Annotated in this window: 15 protein-coding genes; 8 read left to right on the forward strand and 7 right to left on the reverse strand. The window is 67.0% G+C overall.

The features are described from left to right. The first annotated feature begins 10 nt into the window (after positions 1–10). Genes WDJ57_RS01615 through WDJ57_RS01625 form a run of 3 tightly spaced genes read left to right on the forward strand, consistent with a single transcriptional unit; the run spans position 11 to position 4,828 of the window. Positions 11–2,692: an AAA domain-containing protein gene (locus WDJ57_RS01615; RefSeq protein ID WP_338903271.1), complete on the forward strand. Its 2,682-nt coding sequence runs from the start codon at positions 11–13 to the stop codon at positions 2,690–2,692. 45 nt (positions 2,693–2,737) lie between these two features. Then, positions 2,738–3,565 (forward strand): phosphatase PAP2 family protein, encoded by an 828-nt coding sequence (locus WDJ57_RS01620; protein ID WP_338903272.1) that lies wholly within the window; start codon positions 2,738–2,740, stop codon positions 3,563–3,565. A gap of 45 nt (positions 3,566–3,610) precedes the next feature. After that, positions 3,611–4,828 carry a lactate racemase domain-containing protein gene (locus tag WDJ57_RS01625; RefSeq protein WP_338903273.1) on the forward strand — a complete coding sequence of 406 codons (1,218 nt, stop codon included), beginning with the start codon at positions 3,611–3,613 and terminating at the stop codon, positions 4,826–4,828. Positions 4,829–4,889: 61 nt separating this feature from the next. Here the strand turns inward: WDJ57_RS01625 and WDJ57_RS01630 are convergent, their stop codons facing one another. The 4 genes from WDJ57_RS01630 to leuS form a co-directional block, all read right to left on the reverse strand. Continuing rightward, complete coding sequence (locus WDJ57_RS01630; RefSeq protein ID WP_338903275.1) at positions 4,890–7,646, reverse strand: ATP-dependent helicase; 2,757 nt, start codon at positions 7,644–7,646, stop codon at positions 4,890–4,892. Positions 7,647–7,742: 96 nt separating this feature from the next. After that, positions 7,743–7,913 carry a hypothetical protein gene (locus WDJ57_RS01635; RefSeq protein ID WP_338903276.1) on the reverse strand — a complete coding sequence of 57 codons (171 nt, stop codon included), beginning with the start codon at positions 7,911–7,913 and terminating at the stop codon, positions 7,743–7,745. 195 nt (positions 7,914–8,108) lie between these two features. Then, positions 8,109–9,296 (reverse strand): pyridoxal-phosphate-dependent aminotransferase family protein, encoded by a 1,188-nt coding sequence (locus tag WDJ57_RS01640; protein WP_338903277.1) that lies wholly within the window; start codon positions 9,294–9,296, stop codon positions 8,109–8,111. 100 nt (positions 9,297–9,396) lie between these two features. Continuing rightward, positions 9,397–12,060 (reverse strand): leucine--tRNA ligase, encoded by a 2,664-nt coding sequence (leuS, locus tag WDJ57_RS01645; protein WP_338903278.1) that lies wholly within the window; start codon positions 12,058–12,060, stop codon positions 9,397–9,399. Between the two features lie 96 nt (positions 12,061–12,156). Here leuS and WDJ57_RS01650 point away from each other — a divergent pair, with 96 nt between their 5' ends. Beyond that, positions 12,157–12,927: an MBL fold metallo-hydrolase gene (locus tag WDJ57_RS01650; RefSeq protein ID WP_338903280.1), complete on the forward strand. Its 771-nt coding sequence runs from the start codon at positions 12,157–12,159 to the stop codon at positions 12,925–12,927. Here WDJ57_RS01650 and WDJ57_RS01655 read toward each other — a convergent pair. Together WDJ57_RS01655 and WDJ57_RS01660 are read right to left on the reverse strand one after the other, a co-directional pair. Continuing rightward, a complete protein-coding gene (locus WDJ57_RS01655; protein ID WP_338903282.1) occupies positions 12,924–14,168 on the reverse strand; it encodes a sensor histidine kinase in 1,245 nt (414 codons plus the stop codon). The two genes, WDJ57_RS01650 and WDJ57_RS01655, sit on opposite strands and share 4 nt — an antisense overlap. An 84-nt stretch (positions 14,169–14,252) precedes the next feature. Beyond that, positions 14,253–15,320 (reverse strand): mRNA surveillance protein pelota, encoded by a 1,068-nt coding sequence (locus tag WDJ57_RS01660; RefSeq protein ID WP_338903284.1) that lies wholly within the window; start codon positions 15,318–15,320, stop codon positions 14,253–14,255. 77 nt (positions 15,321–15,397) lie between these two features. Between WDJ57_RS01660 and WDJ57_RS01665 the strand changes: the two genes are divergently transcribed. The 3 genes from WDJ57_RS01665 to WDJ57_RS01675 all read left to right on the forward strand — a co-directional run bounded on the left by WDJ57_RS01665 (position 15,398) and on the right by WDJ57_RS01675 (position 17,242). Beyond that, entirely contained in the window at positions 15,398–15,976 is a 579-nt protein-coding gene (locus WDJ57_RS01665; RefSeq protein ID WP_338903286.1) for a DNA-3-methyladenine glycosylase family protein, read from the forward strand. A gap of 74 nt (positions 15,977–16,050) precedes the next feature. After that, on the forward strand, positions 16,051–16,812 hold the full coding sequence (locus WDJ57_RS01670; protein WP_338903288.1) for a hypothetical protein: 762 nt from the start codon (positions 16,051–16,053) through the stop codon (positions 16,810–16,812). A gap of 82 nt (positions 16,813–16,894) precedes the next feature. Further along, complete coding sequence (locus tag WDJ57_RS01675) at positions 16,895–17,242, forward strand: hypothetical protein (RefSeq protein WP_338903290.1); 348 nt, start codon at positions 16,895–16,897, stop codon at positions 17,240–17,242. Here WDJ57_RS01675 and dinB read toward each other — a convergent pair whose 3' ends face one another. Continuing rightward, positions 17,243–18,502, reverse strand: a complete 1,260-nt coding sequence (dinB, locus tag WDJ57_RS01680; RefSeq protein ID WP_338903292.1) for a DNA polymerase IV — start codon at positions 18,500–18,502, stop codon at positions 17,243–17,245. A gap of 108 nt (positions 18,503–18,610) precedes the next feature. Between dinB and WDJ57_RS01685 the strand changes: the two genes are divergently transcribed. Further along, entirely contained in the window at positions 18,611–19,555 is a 945-nt protein-coding gene (locus WDJ57_RS01685; RefSeq protein ID WP_338903294.1) for a tyrosine-type recombinase/integrase, read from the forward strand. Positions 19,556–19,754 lie beyond the last annotated feature (199 nt).

The raw sequence follows: 19,754 nt of genomic DNA on the forward strand, positions 1-19,754 counted from the left end.
GCCCGTTTCCGTGAACATTCGCGGCGTCGTCACCGAGGTAGAGGACCCACGGACCGTCGACACGCAGTACGGCGAGCGCGACCTGGTGGAACTGACCGTCAGACCGGACCGGGGCCGGGGCGACCCGACGACAGTGACGCTGTGGGGCAAGTGGACCGAGACGGCCGAGTACACCGACCCGGGGATGGAACTGGCCGTCTACGACGCCGAGGAGCGGGAGTACCGCGGCGAGACGCAGTACACCACCGGCGAGGACACGATGGTCGTCGTCGAACCGGACTTCCTCGTCGACGTGACCGACGTGCGCCAGTGGGTGCAGTGTCCCCGCATGTACTACCTGAACAAAATCGGCGGCACGCCGATGGCCGAACCGGTCGTGAAGGGGACCATCGTCCACGAGGTGTTCGGCGACCTCCTGCGCGGCCGTGACCTGGAGGAGGCCGTCGAGGCACGCGTCGAGGAGGCGGGGCTGGACCTCGGTCTCCTGGGTGCCGACCCCGATTCGATGCGGGAGACGGTCCGCCAGCACGCGTCGGCCATCCAGGGGTGGCTGAACCAGGGGACGCTCACCGGCGGCGACGACTGGCGCTCCGAGCAGACGCTGGTCAGCGAGCGCTACGGGCTGAAGGGACGAGCGGACGCTGTGCGCCGGGGCATGCCCGTCGAACTCAAGACGGGGAAGAACACCCGTCGCGACCCGCGCTTCCACGACAAGGTGCAGGCGGCCTGCTACGCCCTCATCCTCGGCGAGCGGCGCGGGACGCCGCCGGACACCGGAACGCTCCTCTATACGAAGAACGCGGCAGTCGAGCGCACCGAGGAGTCCGGCGACCTCTCGCCCGCGAAGGACTTCTCCATCGGGTCTGGCCTGCTGGAGTTCGTCCTCCGCGAGCGCAACGCGCTGGCGGCGATGGAACACGACAGCGGCGTCCCGACAGGGTACGAGGCCGACGCGAAGTGCGAGTACTGCTTCGAGCAGGACACGTGCATGGCCGTCTCCGGCCGCCTGGACCAGGAGTCGAAAGCGGGCCAAATCGGCACGCCGATTCCCGAGGAGGAGCGGACGTACTTCGACCGCTTCTACCGCGCCATAGAGCGGGAACGCCGGGCAGTCCACCGCGAGTACGCGAAGCTCTGGGAGCAATCGCCCGAGGAGCGGGCCGCGAACGACCGCGCCCTCGTGGACCTCGAACCGGCCGGCCGGCGGGAACTCGACGGCGGCCGCTGGGAACTCCGCGCCACGGGGACGGGAGCCGTCTCGAAGATACGCGAGGGCGACCTGGTGCTCGCCAGCGACGGCGACCCGGTCGGCGGCGACGCCGAACTGGCCCGCGTCGAGCGCATCGCGGACGAAATCGTCGTCACGGCTGACGAGCCGCTGTACCTCCGCCGACTGGACGTCTACCCCTCCGAAATCGGCGCGGACCGGATGCTGACGGCGCTGCACGACACGCTGCTCACCCAGTCCGCGGAGCGCAAGGACGTACTCTTCGGCAGGCGAGAGCCGGAATTCCGGGACGTCGAGGAGACGTTCGTCGACAACAACCCGGCCCAGAACGAGGCCGTCCGGCTGGCGGTCGGTGCCGAGGACGTGGCGCTCATCCACGGTCCGCCGGGGACGGGCAAGACGTACACGCTGGCGACGGTCGTCCGGGCGCTCGTCGAGCGCGGCGACCGGGTGCTCCTCTCCGCGTTCACGAATCGTGCGGTCGACAACGCCATCGAGGCGCTGGAGGAGCAGGGGTTCACCGACATCGTCCGCGTCGGTACCGAGAGCGGCGTCCGCGAGGACATGCAGTCCTACCGGCTCCAGACGGCAGGCGACCCCGACGAGTGCGTCAACGAACTCCGGTCGGCCGCGGTCGTCGCCGCGACGACGGCCTCCTGCGGGTCGCGGCTGATGCGCGAGCAGGACTTCGACACGGCCATCGTCGACGAGGCCGGCCAGTTGACGGAGCCCGGGACGCTCGCGGCGACGGCGCTGGCCGACCGCGCGGTCCTCGTTGGCGACCACCACCAGCTTCCGCCCGTCGTCCAGGCCGCCGAGGACATCGCCGGCGACGACCGCTGTGCCGACCTCGGCGAGAGCCTATTCCAGCGGCTCATCGAGACCTACCCCGACGCGAGCGTCCTGCTGGACCAGCAGTACCGGATGGCCCAGCGCATCCAGGCCTTCGCGTCCCGGGAGTTCTACGACGGACAGCTCCGTCCCGCAACCGGGGACGTGGCCGCCCAGCACGTCCGGGACCTGTCGGGCGTGGACGTGGACGGGCTCCCCGAGCACCTCGAGGACACGGTCGCGTTCGTGGACCCGGACGGGGCGACGGTCGGCAACACCAACCCCGACGAGGCGGCCGCAGTCGCGGAGACGGTGCAGGCCTACCTCGACGCCGGCGTGGACCTGTCGGATATCGGCATCATCGCCCCCTACAGGGCACAGGTCGCAGAAATCAACAAACACGTCCCGGAGGCGTTGGCCGTCGACACCGTGGACCGCTTCCAGGGGTCGAGCAAGGAGGTCATCGTCATCTCCTTCGTCGCGACCGGCGACCTCGACAGCCCCATCTTCGAGGACTACCGGCGGGTCAACGTCGCGCTCACCCGCGCAAAGAAGGCACTCGTCCTCGTCGGCGACGCGGCGGCGCTGTCTACGGACGACACCTACGCACGCATGGTCGAGTGGGCGCGGTGACCACCGAACCACAGCGACTTTTGCACTCGGAGGGAACCACCAGACGTGATTCGGCTCCGTGGACTCAGCGACGTCGTCCGGGACCTCGCCCCGCCAGCGGTCACCGAACTCTTCGCGCTCCTGACCCACCTCGGCGACCCGCCGTTCCTGCTCGCCATCGTCGCCGTCTACTACTGGCTTGCCGACGACCGCCGCAGTCCCGCGCTGCTCGTCGGGTTCGCGCTCGTCGCGGTCGCGCTGACGATATTCCTGAAGAACGGTCTCGCGCAACCGCGCCCACCAGCGGCCGTCCAGGCTGTCGCACCCGAGACGGAGTCCTACGGGTTCCCGAGCGGGCACGCCATCGGCGCGACCGTCGTCTACGGGGGTCTCGTGGCAGTCGACGCCCGACTCAGGAACCGCAAGGTCGTGGCTGGACTCGCCGCCCTCGTCGCTCTCGTCGGGCTCTCGCGGGTCGTCATCGGCGTCCACTACCTCGGTGACGTGGTGGTGGGCCACGCCGTCGGCCTCGCCGTGGTCGCCGCGCTCTGGTACACCCCGTACCGCCGACGGACGCTGGCAGCAGCGACAGGGAGCGTAATTGCAGTCCTCGCCGTCGCCGTGACGGAGTCCGGACCGGACCCGCTCTTTACCTTCGGCGGCGCACTGGGTGCGACCGCCGTCTTCGCCACGGTCGACGTCGACGAACTGCCGACAGTGGACGGGCTTGGGCCGAGCGTGGTGCTCGTCGCGGCAGGGCTGGCGCTTCTGGGCGGCACCTACGCGCTCGCGCTCGCGGTCGGACACCCGCTGGCAGTCGTCACCGCTGGGGGAGTCATGATTGGCGGTGCACTGCTGCTCCCCGGCGCCCTCGGTCTGGTCAACGCCGGCTAGGCTTCCACGCGGGACGTTTTTGTCGGTGGGTACTCGACCCTCCGTATGGACGTTCCACTCGGCGACGGACAGGTCAGCGTCGACCTTCCCGACTGCGACGTGACCGTCTGCGAACCGGCCGGCGGCGAAGCGGTCGACGTGCGCACGGCAGCGGAGCAGGCGGTCGCGGACCCGCACGGACTGCCGCTCTCCTCCCGGGTCGACCCGGACGACACCGTCGCCGTCGTCGTCACTGACGTGACCCGGGCCACGCCGGACGACGTGCTGCTCGACGTTTTGCTCGACGAACTGTCGCGGGCAGGCGTGGTCCGGGAGCAGGTCACCGTCGTGCTCGGCCTCGGCCTCCACCGCCCGATGACAGACGCCGAAATCGAGGTCGCGCTGGGCGAGCACGCCGACCTCGCGGTCAACCACGACCCGGCCGCGACGGTGGAGGCTGGGACCGTCGACGGCTGCACCATCGAACTGAACGAGCGCGTCGCCGCAGCGGACGTGGTGCTCGCGACCGGCATGGTCGAGCCCCACCAGTACGCGGGCTTTTCCGGCGGTGCCAAGACCGTCGTCATCGGCGCTGGCGGAGAATCGCAGATTCGCTACTCACACGGCCCGGAGATGCTCGCCCGGGACGGGGTGCGACTCGGGCGTATCGAGGACAATCCCTTCCGCGAGTTCGTCGACCGAGCGGGGGACGTCGTCGGACTGGAGTTCAGCCTGAACGTCACGCACGGTCCCGCAGGCATCATGGGCGCGAGCGCGGGCGACCCGCGAGCGGTCGTCGCCGACCTCGCCGCGACGGCCCGGGAGGCGCTGTCTGTCGCGGTCGACGACGGGTACGACGCCGTGATTGCGGGGGTGGGCGCGCCGAAGGACGCGAACCTCTACCAGGCGACGCGGGCCGCGACGTACGTAGTCCTCGGAGCGCACAACCCGCTGGGAGAGGGCGGACGCGTCGTCGTCCCGGCAGCCTTACCCGAGGGTGCGGGGGAGGGTACCGGCGAGAGACGGTTCTACGAGCGGCTCTCGACCGCCAAGTCGGCCGACGCGCTCTACGAGGAGATGCGACAGGGGTACGAACCCGGCGCACAGCGGGCGTTCGTCGTCGCCAGGACGCTGCGCGAGCACGACATCTGGATGACGAACAGCCAGCACCCCGACATCGTCGAGGACTGTCTGATGCACGCCACACCGGCCGTCGAGGACGCCATCGAACCCGGCAGTCGGGTCCTCGTCGTCCCGGGCGCGCTGAGTACGTTGCTGGTGTAAACGGTCACCAGACCTCGCGCCGACCGTGACCTCGGCACGCTGACGGCTCCTGTCCCTGCATCTACTCCGACGCAATCGCGTCGTCCGTCGTCTGCCCGCCCTCGCCCTCTATCTCGTCGAGGACGCGCCGGTGGAACTCCTGAAGGACCGCGGACTCGTCCTCGGCAAGCACCACGTCGCTCGCCATCAGCGTCGCCAGGCCGAATGCCCGCGGGGTCGGCGAGTCGACGCGCTTGGCGACCACTTCCAGGTCGCCGGACTCCAGTTCCCCGAGCACCGACTCGATGCCGGCGACGTTGAGTTTGTCCTCCAGAATCTCCCGGTAGGTCTCCTCGATGACGGCGAAGTCGTCGAGGTCTTCGGCGAACCCCAGCAGCATGTCGCTGCTGACCTGCTGCTGGCTGGCGGACTTCTCGTGGCCCTTGTACCGTTTCAGAATCATCAGCGACCGCGTGGCGTTGATGCGGAAGTAGCGGTCCAGCAGGTCGGTCCCGTCCAGACTGGCTCGCAGGTCCTCGCGCACCTCGCCGGGTGAGAGGTCCGCGACGATGCCGGCGATATCCACCTTCCGGTTGAGCGGCATCGAGAGCGTGAACCCGTGGTCCGCGACGGCGACTTTGACGTTGGCGTTGGCGACCTGGGCACAGCGGTAGGCCAGCAACCGCGAGAAGCCGTCGTTGAACCGCCGGCCATAGTTGGAGTGGACGTAGTAGTGGCGCTCGTACTCGTCGTGGTCGCGCTCCTCCTCGATGACGAGCCTGTCGTCCGTCGCCACGCTGTCGAGGCCGGCGTAGCGGACCTGCTCGTCGAACATCCGCGCCACCGCCTGGACGCTGTTCTCGTCGAGAGGGAACTCTCTGAGCCAGACGCGGACCTCGGCTTTCCCGCCGTTGCGCAGGCGCTCGACGAGTTCCCGCTGGAACTGCAGTATCTCCCGACCCAGGTCGTACGACAGCGGCAAGCGCTCGGAGAACCACGAGGGGACCGTCGGACGCGCGGCCGTCCGGTCGACGTACACCTTCGACCCGCGCCGGTAGACGAACTCGAAGTGGTCGCCGCCGAGGACGAACACGTCGCCCTTCTCCAGGGTGTCCAGGTACTCCTCGTCGAGTTGTCCGACCCACTCGTCGCTGCTGCGGGTGAACACGTCGCAGGTGAAGGAGTCCGGAATCGTCCCGATGTTGGTCATGTAGATGACCCGCGCCATCCGGCCGCGCTTGCCGACGAGTCGCTGCCCCACCTCGTACTCCTCGTAGTGGTGCTCGCCGTCCGGCGGGTCGTTCGCGTCCCGCCATATCTTCGCGTAAACGTTCTTCTCCTCCATCCCGTCGTAGTCCGCCGTCAGGTACCGGAACAGCTGTTCCAGGTCGTCGTCGCTGTAATTCCGGTAGGGGTACGCGCTCCGGAGTATGTCGACAACCTCCCGCTCCGGTCGCGGCCCGTTTATCGCCATCCCGTAGACCTGCTGGGCGGCCACGTCCTGTGCGTTCTCCGGGACGAACACGCGGTCGACGAACCCCTCCTCCGCCTTCTTCAGCATGACCGCACACTCGACGAGTTCGTCCCGGTCCAGCGCGATGACCCGTCCGGTGACCGTCTCGCCGAGCTGGTGGCCCGCCCGGCCGACCCGCTGGAGCAGCGAGGCGACGGACTTCGGGGACCCGACCTGCACGACGAGGTCCAGGTGGGGCATGTCGATGCCGAGTTCCAGCGACGTGGAGGTCGTCACCACGTCGAGGTCGCCCGCTTTCAGTTGCTCCTCGATGGCCTGTCGGCGGTCCTTCGAGAGGCTACCGTGGTGACAGCCGGAGTTGTCCTCGTCGTAGTCCCCGAACCGCTCGCGGAGGTTGTGGAGGACGCGCTCGGCACCGGAGCGGGTGTTCGTGAACACCAGCGTGTTGGTGTGGTCCCGAATCAGGTCGTGCAACTGGCGGTAGAACCGCTCGTTGACGGTGTTCGACGGCGTGTGAATCAGGTCGTCCGCGGGACAGGTTAGTTCGATGTCGAACTCGCGGACGAAGCGCGTGTCGACCAGTTCGTACTCGCGCGGGTCGCCGCCGGGTTCCCGACGGCCGACGAGAAACTCCGCCATCGTCTCCAGCGGCTCGACCGTCGCGGAACAACCGATTCGCGTCGGCGACGTCTCTGCCATCGCCTCCAGTCGCTCCAGGGACACCGACAGGTGCGTGCCCCGTTTGTTCTCGGCGAGGCTGTGTATCTCGTCGACGATGACGTACTCGACGGATTCGAGCTTCTGTTTGAACTTCGGTGAGTTCAGCAGTATCGCCAGCGTCTCCGGCGTCGTGTTCAGGATGTGGGGCGTCTCCGAAAGCATCCGCTGGCGCTCGCTGTCGGGCGTGTCCCCGTGGCGGATGGCGTGGCGTATCTCGACGTCCTCGCCGCGTGCGTCGAGTTTCTCGGTGATGCCCTCCAACGGCACCTCCAGGTTGCGGTGGATGTCGTTGGCCAGCGACTTCAGCGGCGAGATGTACAGGCAGTAGACGGCGTTGTCCAGCCCCTCGGCCTTCTCCCGGCGGAAGAGTTCGTTGATGATGCCTGAGAAGGACGCCAAAGTCTTCCCGCTGCCAGTCGGCGAGCAGATGAGCGCGTTCTCGCCCTCGTGGATGAGCGGGATGGCCTCCTTCTGCGGTGGCGTGAAGAAACCGCCGTTGCCGGGGACGTACTCTCCGAACTGCTCGACCCACCACTCGCGGACGGCCGGTTCCAGAAGGTCCAGGACGTCGCCGTCGTCTATCTCCACCGCATCGGCGTCGACCGCCAGGTCCTGCTCGGCGAGCAGGTCGCGTCCGCGACTCATGGCAGTAACTGGCTGGGATTCAGGTCCCGAGCCTCTTGTGGGTTTGGTGCGCGGGGTGAAAAATGAAAACGCAACACTCTGGTGGGCGCGTCGCCCTCAGAACTCGACAGCGCCTATCCAGAGTTCGGACCCGCACTGCTTGCACTCGTACTTGGTTTCGAAGTCGGTACACGGGCTGTGCATCTCGTTACCACAGTCGTCACACCGAACCACTTCGTCGGCCCCGACCCGCTCGCCACAGACGGTACACTTGTTTCCGAGTTTCATACGGTCGGTCTCCCCCGGAAGGAGTGGTGTGTGTATGCGTACCACACAGCATAAACCCTTGCATATCTGTCATGCGTGACAGGCCGCGGCCAAACCGCCGGACAGAGCGGGGACGATACCTGCCAGACGGTCGGTTACCAGAACACTCCCGTTGGGAGCCAGATGCGAACGGACGAAAGCTGCCGTTTCAAGCACTCACTCGCCCAATACGCGGCTCGTCGCTGCGACACCGGCTTCGGGGTCAACGTCGGCACCCTCCGCTGCCAGCACCGACCCGAACGCGGAGACGAACTGCATCGCGTTCTCGGGGCGGGCCGAGTTGCCCATACAGCCGACGCGGAAGATGTCGCCCTCCAGCGCACCGAGGCCGCCGACTATCTCGATGCCGTGGTCGTCCATCATGCGCTCGATGACTGCGCCATCGTCGACGCCGTCCGGGACTTCGACCGGGTTCAGCGTCGGGAGCCAGTAGTCCTCCGCGACGTGCAGCGGTGCGCCCATCGCCTCGACGCCGGCCTTTATCGCGCCGGCGACGCGCCGGTGCCGGTCCCAGACGTTCTCGATGCCTTCGCCGGCAACCATCCGCATCGCCTCCCGGAGCGCGTAGTTCGTCGACGCCGGCCCCGTGTGGTGGTAATTCCGCTCGTCGCCCCAGTACTCCCAGACGCCGGTCAGGTCCAGGTACCACGACCGAACGGGTTCCTCGCGGCGCTTGACCTTCTCCGCGGCACGGTCGCTGAACGTTATCGGGGCGACGCCCGGCGGCGCGGAGAGGCACTTCTGGGACCCTGTGTAGACCACGTCGACGCCCCACTCGTCTGTGTGGAACTCGTTGCCCACGAGGGAAGCGACGGTGTCGACGACGAGATAGCCGTCGTTGTCGTGGACGATGTCCGCGATGGTGTCGATGTGCGGTTGCTTGACGCCGGTGCTGGTCTCGCCGTGGACGACGCCGACGACGCTGGGGTCTTCCGTCTCGACGGCCCGTTCCACGTCGGCGGGGTCCAGCGGTTCGCCCCACGGCGCGTCGACGGAGACGACGTCCGCGCCAGCGCGCTCCGCGACGGCACCCATCCGCTCCCCGAAGTACCCGTTCGACGGGACGAGTACCGTCTCCCCGGGTTCAAGCAGGTTCGAGAAGGCTGTCTCCATGCCGGCGGTCCCGGTTCCGCTGACGGCGAAGGTGTACTCGTTGTCGGTCTGGAAGACGTACCGCATCAGTTCCTGGAGGTCGTTCATGACCTCGACGTAGTAGTCGTCGAGGTAGCCGACGAGCGGCGTCGCCATCGAGCGCAGCACGCGCGGATGGACGTTGCTGGGGCCCGGACCCATCAGGGTACGGTCCGGCGGCAACAGTTCGTCTGTCTCTGGCGCGTCTCTCATGTACTGTGTATTCTGTACACGGGCGTAAAAAGCCGACCGGTGACGGGAGACCGCTCTGTCGACCCGCTCCGAGTGTGCGAGACCTCCCGGGACCGGCCTGTTACTGGATGTGGACCGCGGGTTTACCCGGCCGTGCCTTCCCGGACAGTTCCTCGTCGGGTTCGCCCTTCCTGACCGTCACCGCCGCGCCGAACTCGTCTTCGAGCAGCCACGCCGCCCTGTCGAGCAGTTCGTACTCGTCGTCGCGAGCGAGGACGGGTTCGAGTTGCTGACGGCGCGCGTCCAGGTCCTCGGCGTAGGACTGCGCGGCAGAGCCGTGTTCCTGTATCTCCTCATCGCTCATTATCTTGCCCACGAGGGCATCGCCGTCTTCGGCCTCGCGGGCCATCTCGTAGGCGTCGAACTTCCAGGCCGGCGCGACGACGAGTTCTATCTCCTCGGCGTCGTCGATGTCGGCCACGTCGAAGATGTCGCGCACGTCCGCCCGCAGCGTGCGGACTAGACTGCGCTCGATGCTGAAGTTCTCGCTGTCGTGGTCGGGCTCCGGCCAGTCGGCGTTGGCGACGAGACCGCCACCACGGAGCATGTTCCACAGTTCCTCGCCCAGGTACGGCGTCAGCGGTGCGACGAACCGCGTCAACACGCGCAGTCCGCGGCGGTACACCTCCTCGTTCGGCGTGTCGAACTCCCGGTACTGGCGCAACAGCCCCGCCAGCGTCCGTATCTCGTTGACGACCTGGTGGAAGCGGAAGCGGTCGTAATCCTCCGTCGCGGCGGCGATGGTCCGGTCTATCTCGCGGGCGACGTACTCGTCGTGGGCCTCGCTCGTCTCGCGACGCTCCCCGCCGTCGGTGAACGACTGCACCATCTCGAAGAGTTCCTGCTGGAGGTCGTAGGAACTGCTGACCTCGCGGGCGGTCCACTCGAAGTCCTGTTCGGGGTGGGCCGCCGAGAGGACGAACAGCCGCGTCGTCTCCGCGCCGTACTCGTGGGGATTGACGACGTTACCCTTCGTCTTGGACATCTTCTCGCCGTCGTACAGCACCGTCCCCTGGTTGATGAGCCGCTGGACGGGTTCCTCGGCGTCGAGCAGGCCGAGGTCCGACAGCGCGCGGGTGAAAAACCGGATGTACAGCAGGTGGAGCACTGCGTGTTCCTCGCCGCCGACGTAGACGTCGACGGGGAGCCAGTCGTGGGCACGGTCCGCCTCGAAGGGGGCGTCGTCGAGGTCCGGCGAGAGAAAGCGGAGGTAGTACCACGACGAGTCGACGAAGGTGTCCATCGTGTCCGTCTCCCGTCGCGCGGGTTCGCCACAGTCCGGGCACTCGGTGTAGACGAACTCGTCGCTGTCCGCAAGCGGATTGCCCGTCGTCTGGACGAACTCCGGGAGTTCGACCGGCAGGTCCTCCTCCGGGACCAGCACCGGCCCGCAGTCGTCGCAGTGGACGACCGGAATCGGCGTCCCCCAGTACCGCTGGCGGGAGATGAGCCAGTCCCGGAGGCGGTAGGTCTCGTCGGGCTCTGCCGAATCGAGGTCTTCGAGCAGGCGCTCCCTGGCGGCCGAACTCGCCAGGCCGTCGTACTCGCCGCTGCCGGTGAGCATCCCCTCGTCGGTGTACGCCTGGGCTGGGAGCCCGTCGGCAGAGCCGTCGACGGGTTCGACCACCTGCACGATGTCGACGTCGTGTTCCAGCGCGAACGCGTGGTCGCGCTCGTTGTGTGCGGGCACGCCCATGACCGCACCAGTCCCCACGTCGTCGAGGACGTAGGAAGCGACGTACACCGGAAGCTCCTCGCCGGTGACCGGGTTCGTCGCGGTCGCCGACGTCTCGACGCCGGACATGCTGCGGCTGTCCTGACCCTGCCGGACGGATTCGACGTACTCGGCGACGGCCTCGTCCGCCTCGGCGATGTCGCGGGCAACCTCGTGCCCGGGTGCGACGGCGAGATACGTCGCGCCGCAGACGGTGTCGAGTCGGGTGGTGAACACGTCCACTTCACCGTGGTCGGCCACCTCGAAACTCACGCGCGCGCCATCCCGTTTGCCGATCCAGTTGCGCTGTATCTCCTTGACGCTCTCCGGCCAGCCGTCGAGGTCATCGAGGCCCGCCAGCAGTTCGTCGGCGTAGTCGGTGATGGTGAAAAACCACTGGTCGAGTTCACGCTGGCCGACCGGCGTCTCGCAGCGCCAGCAGACGTCGACGGCTCCGCCGTCTCCCTGTGCCCCGTCCGGGGTCGCTCCGTCCTCGACGACCTGCGCGTCCGCCAGCACCGTCTCGCAGTCGGGACACCAGTTCACCGTCGCCGCCTCGTACTCGACCAGGCCGGCCTCGTAGAACTCGCGGAAGAAGTACTGGTTCCAGCGGTAGTACTCCGGTTCGCAGGTCGTTATCTCCCGCGACCAGTCGTAGCCAAAGCCCATGTCCTCCATCTCCTCGCGCATCTGCGCGATGCAGGCCTCTGTCCAGGACTCGGGGTCGGTGAAGCGTTCGTAGGCGGCGTTCTCCGCCGGCAGGCCGAAGGCGTCCCAGCCCATCGGGTGCAGGACGTCGTCGCCGTTCATCCGGCGATACCGGGCGTAGGCGTCCGTAATCGCGTAGTTCCGGACGTGACCCATGTGGAGGTTCCCGGAGGTGTAGGGGAACATCCCGAGGACGTAGGTCGGGTCGACTGCGTCGTCGTCGAGTCGGTAGGTCTCGTCCCTGTTCCAGACGAATTTCCAGTACTCTTGCACTCGCGCGTGGTTGTAGCTCCGCTGTGACATAGACGGCCGTTGGTGTGGCTCCGACGCGCTGGCATATCATTGTTCGGACCAGGCTCCGTGGACAACCCTTTCCGTCGGCCCGTCGAGACTGCGGATATGCGTCTCACATTCCTCGGCACCGGGAGCGCGATGCCGACCGGCGAGCGCTTCCAGACGGGGCTTCTGCTCGAATCGAAGACGTCGACGCTCATGGTCGACTGCGGCAGCGGCGCGCTTCACGGGCTCGCGCGGACCCCGACGGGTTACGAGGGCGTCGACACCCTGCTGTTGACCCACCACCATATTGACCACGTCTCCGACGTACTGCCGCTGATGAAAGCCCGCTGGCTGGCCGGCGAGGAGACGCTGACCATCGCCGGCCCGGCGGGAACCCGCGACCTGGTGGAGGGCCTGCTCGACGTCCACGACTACATGCACGAGCGCATCGACCTCACGGTGCGCGAACTCGACCCGACCCCGGCGTCGGACCCACACGACGTCGCCGGCTTCGACGTGGCCGCGATGGAGACGCGCCACTCCATGTACTGTCTCGCGTACCGGTTCGAAGCGCCAGCCGAGGCCGGTCCCATCACGTTCAGCGGTGACAGCGAGGCCTTCGAGGAACTGGTGGAGTTCGCCGACGGGTCGGCCGTGTTCGTCCACGACTGCTCGTTCCCGGACGAGGTGGACGTCTCGAACCACCCGACGCCGGCCTCCCTCGGGAAGACCCTGGCCGGGGCAGACGCCGACCTCGGTCGGATTTACCTCACCCACCTCTACCCCCACACCGACGGCAAGCACGAGGAGATGTTGCAGTCGCTGGGGAGCCACTACGACGGGGACGTCCGGATGGCCCGCGACGGCCTCACGCTCGACATCTCGGACTAGGGCCAGTCCAGCCTGACCCTGAAGTCAGCGCCGCCGGCGTCGCTGGTCCGCACCGCGATGTCGCCCCCGTAGGACTCGGTGAGTGCGCGCGCCAGGCCGAGGCCGAGACCCGTGCCGTCGCTGTCTGGGCCTCGCTCGCCCATCGCGAATATCTCGTCGCGGATTTCTTCGGGGACACCGGTGCCGTCGTCCGCGAACCCGACCACGACGGTGTCGGGGGCGGGTTCCTCGGCGTAGACGTCGACAGTGACCGGGTCCTCGTTGTGGACGGCAGCGTTCGAGAGGATGTTCGTGAAAATCGAGTCCAGCAGGTCACCAGCGAAGACCTCGTAGTCGAAGTCCCCGGCGTCGCACTGGACCGTGAGGTCGGGGAACTTTGCGTCGACCGTCTCGACGACGTCCGCGACGATCGGCCGGAGCGGTCGCGCTTCGGGTTGTTCCTCCTCTTCGAGGGTCTTCACCAGGTCCCCGACGCGGTCGATGAGGTCGGCCGCGCTGACCGCGGTCGTGTGAATCTTGTCGACGTACTCGGCTATCTGGTCGTCGTCCTCGACCGTCCTGACGAGCGCGTCGGAGTACCCGGTGATGACCTGGAGGTCGTTCCCGAGGTCGTGCCGCAGCAACCGGTCGTAGACCTCTATCATCTCCTTTCGCCTGGCGAGGTCGTTGCGCGCTCGCTCCAGGCGCTCCCGCGAGCGGATGTTCTGGATGGCCGTCGCGACGTGGTCCGCGAGGTACTCGACCGGCTTGACGTGGTGGGATGCGACGGACTCGACCGAGGGCCAGCGGATCGTCATGACGACGCCGATTTCGCCGACGTCGTCGGTGGTGACCGTCGGTGACGCGATAGTCAACTCGTCGGCGGGCGGCCTGGTGTCCAGCTGGTCGGGCGAGACGACCAGCGTGTCCTCGGTCGCGTACTCGACGGGGATTCCCTTCCCGGGTAGCACGACCGTCTTCCCGCTCTCGTAGGCACGCCGTGCGATTGCGCTCGGCTCTCCGCCGGTCTCGACGCCGGCGGCCATGGTCTCCAGCACACAGAGGTCACCCTGGCGGACCTCAGTGACCGTCGGAGAGGGATGGCCGTCCATGACGTGGAACGCGGCTTCGAGTGCGTACGTCGCCACCTCGTCGACGGTCCGGCTCTTGTTCACCTCGCGGCTGTACTTGACGAGCTGGCCGACGGTCCGGGCGGTCTTGGACCCGTCTGCACGCCGCTCGCTCTGTTCGTCAGGTGACATTCTGTGACCGACACTCCGTCGTGCTGGCGGAACGAGGATTGCAGTACAAAAAACCGTTTCGCCGATTTCTACCGCGTGGGTCTGTCACTCCAGGCGATATCGCAGGAGGGCTGCGATGCCACCCAGGTTCGAGAGCTGTCGGCCGGGGGCGAACTCGCTGGAGAAGACGGTCACCTCGCCGCCCTTCTGTTCGGTCGTCTCGAGTATCTCGTCGGCGTCGACGTCCCACTCCGCTTCGCCGCCGCGTTCGACCCGGAGCGCCTCGTCGAGCACGAGCAGGTGGTCGATGGCACCGAAGTCGGCGGCTTTCGCCACCTGTTCCGGCCCGTAGGCGACCTTCGCGCCCTCGGCGATGGCCTCCATCAGCGCGTCGATGAGGTCCGACTCCTCCGCGATGCGGGTCTCCCGCTGGACCTCGTCGACGGCCCCGCGTTTCAGCACCTCGTGGACGCCGCGGTCGCCGACCGAACTGGTGTCGACTGTCGTTATCTTCTCTGCGACCTCGGGTGCCTCGTCCCGGATGTACGCGAGCGCGTCCTGCTTCGTAAAGCCCGGCCCGGCGAGGATGATTGCCTCGGCGTCCTGCCGGCGGAGCACGTCGGTCAACTCCGCGAACAGCTCCGAGCGCGGGCGTGCGTACTCGCCCTTGCCGGTGGGTGCGGTGATGGTCGCGCGCTCCTCCGTGCCGTACTGGGCGACGGTGTGAACGTGGGCCTCGCCCTCCTCGACGGTGGCGATGGCGACGTCCGGGTTCTCTGTCGCCTCGACGGCGTCCTCGATTCGCTCGCGCTGGTCGGGTTTCCAGCGTTTCTCGATTTCCAGTTCCTCGTGGTCCTCGACGTTGATGGTGTGGTGGTGGCCCAGTTGGTCCTCGCGGGAGCACTCGGCGATGACGCCGCTGACCCGCAGGCGGTTGGCGAACTTCGCGAACTCGACGTCCTCGACCTCCAGTTCGGCCCAGATGTGTTCCCGCTCGCCCCCGGTGTCCCGGAGTTGCTCGTCGTTGCGCTGGATACGACGCGTCGTGTCGCCGGCCACCCGGTCCCCGGGCTCGATGACGTGTGCGAGGTGCCAGAGGTCGTCCAGGCTCTCGGGGACGAGCGTGTACCGCTCGCGGCCACCCTCGACCGTGTGCCGGTCGGCAATGCGCATACGCACCCTCGGCGCTTCCCCGGTAAGTCAGTGCTGATAGCGTCGCCTACATCACCCCCCGGGCCCTCGGTCCGGACATGCACCGGGAGGCAGCCGACGCACTCGCGTCCGACGACACACTCGCCCCGCTGGTCGCGGAACACGGCCCGCTCGCACTCGAACCGGCAGACGACCTCTTCGAGCGCCTGGTCGTCTCGATTATCCGCCAGCAGGTGTCGATGGACGCCGCGGCCGCCATCCGCGAGCGGGTGTTCGAGCGCTTCGAGGTGACGCCCGCGGCGGTGCTCGCAGCCGACGAAGACGCACTCCGGGATGCCGGCCTCTCGGCTGCGAAAGTCGAGTACGTGCGGGCGGCCGCCGAGCGCTTCCAGCAGCGGGACTACGACCGCGACTTTTTCGCCGACCTGTCGACTGAAGACGTCCTGGCGGAACTCGGGGAGATACGCGGCATCGGGCCGTGGACCGGGAAGATGTTCTGTCTGTTCTGTCTCGGCCGTCCGGACGTGTTCCCCGTCGAGGACCTGGGCGTCCGAAAGGGGATGTGGCAGGTTGCTGATTCAGACATGTCACGAAACGATATGGTCGAGCGGGCGGAGCCATGGCGCCCCTATCGCTCTTACGCCGCGCTGTACCTCTGGCGAGCCGCCGACGGATGACCTGCCCTTTCAAAATTTACCTGACACGTATTTTTGTATAGATTTATCAGGCTGTAATGTATCAGTGACCGGTGATGTCAGGGTCAGGCAAGCAGCCAGACGAGAACGACGTATCAGAGCAGACTCGGGACGGCCGACCGGAGAGCGGGCAGTCCCGGTCGACGGAGTACGGGCAGCCGCCACAGGCCGGTGGCGAGTCACCGATAGACGCGCTGCAGCGGCCGGGGCCACAGCGCTTCCTGAAGGGTATCGCCATCCTGAGCGCCGTCGGTGGGGCGGCGTTCAGCGTGATGATGATTCTGGTGATGAAAATCGGCGGGTTCCCGGTGCTGCCGGCCGCCACGCAGACCGCCCGGCAGGCGGCCGCTGCCGCCGGCCAGTTCCAGGCCGGAGCCGGGACGTCGACTGCCGCGTCACCCGTTCAGCAACTCAACGCCGGCATCTCCACGACACACGAGGTCATCGTCTCGTACATGAGCACCGAACTCGCGCCCTTCATCGCGTTTGCGCTCGCTATCCTCGTCGGCGTCCTCGTCGCGACGCGGATGGCAGACGACCAGCAGGCGAAACTCGCGACGGCGGGGGCCGGGATGTTCGCCGGCGGACTCATCATCGTCGTCGTCTCCTCGACGCTCATCTCCCTGCTCGGCCCCTCGATTCCGCAGTCGCTGCTGTCGAGCGCGGACACGACCGCCAGCCTGGTCGGGGCGGTCAGTCCCGGACTCGCGTCGGCGCAGTGGGGCACCATCGTCGTCAACGGCATCCTGGCCGGTCTCGGGTCGGGCGCTGCCGCGGCGGGAACCGTCTACACGCTCGACAACTACCTGCCGGCCTGAGCCGGGTCCCGGGGACGAGACGACCCGTGCGCTTACGTCGGTCGCGGTGCTATCGGCCGTCAGGACGCCAGTTCCGTCCACCATGCCACGCTACGATACCGTCGTCGACGACGACACGATATACGTGGGTTCGCCCGAGGGCCCGCTGGAGATCGGCCCGGTGGCGGACGCGCTCGCGGTCGTGGGCGGCCCGTCCTGGACGATAACCTACTCCGAGGAGGCCAAGGAGCGTCACCCGGCGATGGACACCTCCGACGAGGGACTCACGGTCGACGTGGTCGACATGATGCAGGCGATGACACACTCCGAACGGTTCGTCCAGACGCTCGCCGCACAGCCGGCCGAGGCGACCGACCCGGACGACATCTCGCCGCGGCTCGGACTCTTCGTCGGCAAACTCCTCGAGAACCTGGAGAGCGGCGTCAACTGATTATTCGAAATCTGTCAGGGACCGCTGTCCCGCGGAGTCCCCAGCCTCCGGCGTCGACCGGTCGTCGCTCGCGCCCTCTGCCTCGCCGTCGGCGTCGAACCCCGTCAGGCTCGTCTGGTCCCCGTCGGCAAAGGAGAGGTTCGAGACGCGGACGCCGAGTTTCCTGACCCGTTCGTCCGCGAACTCACCGAGCAGTTCCAGCGCGACCGCTTCCACGAGGTCCGCGTCCTCCACGGGGCCCGGAAGCGACCGCGCCCGCGTGTTGACGTCGAACGGCGGGACGACCACCTTGACGCCGATGGTCCGGTAGAGCGCGCCCTCGCGGGACGCGCGCTCGGCGACGTCGGCTGCGAGCAGTCGGATTCGCTCGCGCTTTCGCTCGCTGTCCGCGGTGGGCTCGGTGAACGCGGACTCGCGGGAGAGGCTCTTTGGCTCTCCTTTGGGCGTTACCGTGCGGTCGTCCTCGCCGCGGGCGTAGCGGTGGACCTCCCGGCCGCGCTCGCCGAACTTCTCACCGAGCACCGACGGGTCCGCCGCCGCCAGGTCGCCGGCCGTCCGCACGCCCATCTCCCGGAGTTCTGCGGCCGTCACCGGGCCGATACCGTGGACGTCTTCCACGTCCAGCGGTGCGAGGAAGCGCCTGACCTCGCCGGGTTCGACGACGACCAGCCCGTCGGGTTTGTCGTGGTCGCTGGCGACCTTCGCCGCGCTCATCGTCGGCGCGACGCCGACGCTGGCGGTCACGCCCACCTCGTCGTCGATGCGCTCCCTGACGCGCCGAGCGAACATCTCGGGGTCGTCCTCCCAGCCGACCCGGTCCGTGATATCGAGGTACGCCTCGTCGATGCTGACCTCCCGGACCGTCTCGGCCTCGTCGTGGAGTATGTCCTTGACCTCACTCGCGACTTCGTCGTAGAAGTCCAGGTCGACGGGTCTGTAGAAGCCCGCTTCCTCGACGTCCATGGAGGGGTCGTCGACCGCGTCGATCTTGCGGGGGAGTTTCTCCAGAGCGGCCGAGATGGCCTCCGCCGACTCCACGCCGAACGCCCGTGCCTCGTAGCTCGCCGTCGCCACCGCGCCGTTCGTGGTCCCGGGTTCGTACCCCATGCCGACGACGAGGGGCTGGCCGCGGAGTGCTGGCTCGCGCAGGCGCTCGCAGGCCGCGTAGAAACAGTCCATGTCGACGTGACAGATGACTTGTGGTCCCGCCTGTCCACGTGTCTCGAACCAATCGGTCTGGTGCTCACGATTCCCGCTCATGGACTTCGGTGATTGGAAATGACGGGATACGATCTCGAACCCATCGAACCACGTGAAGCGTTGGAAATGTACCTACAAGAGTGTCGCGGTGAACTCTCACCGAACACTGTGCAAGCCAAAGAGTACCGCCTCGGCTTCTTTGTCCGCTGGTGTGAGGGGGAAGATAACGGCAACGAGCCACGTGTGACCGACCTCAACGACATCAGCGGCCGTGACATCCATCGATATCGTAACTGGCGCAAGGACGGCATCAACAAAGTCACACTCCGTTCGAATCTCTCGGACCTGCGCCAGTTCATGCAGTTCTGTGTGACCATCGACGCTGTCCCCGACACCATTCCCGAGAAAATTACTGTCCCGACGCTTGAACAGGGAGAGAACGAACGGGACACGTACCTCTCGCAAGACCGCGCAGAGGCAATCCTCGACCACCTCGAACGGTTCGATTACGCCAGCCTCGACCACGTCCTGTTTCTCCTCATGTGGGAGATGGGCGCACGTCTGGGCGGCTTGCACAGTCTCGACGTTGGAGACATCGACTGGGAGCAAAACCAGATTCACGTCCGTCACAGACCCGACAGCGGGACGAGACTGAAGAACGGACAGGACGGTGAGCGCATCGTGGCGTTGCCACCCGAGACGATGCGTGTGGTCCGCGACTACGTCGACCACCAGCGAACCGATGCCACGGACGACTATGGACGGGAGCCACTGTTCAGCAGCGTCCACGGGCGGATGCACCGACGCTATCTCCCGAAGCGAGTGTACCGTGTGACCTGCCCCTGCGAACACGGTCAGGAGTGCCCGAGCGGGAAGGACCCTTCTGAGTGCGAATACACCGCCAGCTACGATGCATCGGTCGGATGCCCACACAACACTCGCCCCCACGACGTGCGACGTGGCTCAATCACGCACTGGTTGAAGCAGGACGTTCCCGAGCGAGTGGTCTCGGACAGGATGAACGTCTCACAGGACACACTTGACAGGCACTACGACAAACGCACTGAGGAGGAACGGGCAGACCTCCGACGGCAGTATCTGGACGACGTCTAACCCAGTTCAGCCCCGACTCAACACTCCTTACGGTATACACCGTAGTACACGTAGTTCACCGTACCTAAGGTACTATGCGGTAAAGACGGACTCTCCCCCAAAATGCGGTAAGAAGGGGAGATATCACCTTTGTAAGGGAATGTTCCTTGGTACCGTTACCTGCCTTGTAGACCCTGTCCTGCATCCCTCGTAGTCGTTG

It is taken from the genome of Salinibaculum sp. SYNS191 (assembly GCF_037338445.1).
GTDB lineage: Archaea > Halobacteriota > Halobacteria > Halobacteriales > Haloarculaceae > Salinibaculum > Salinibaculum marinum.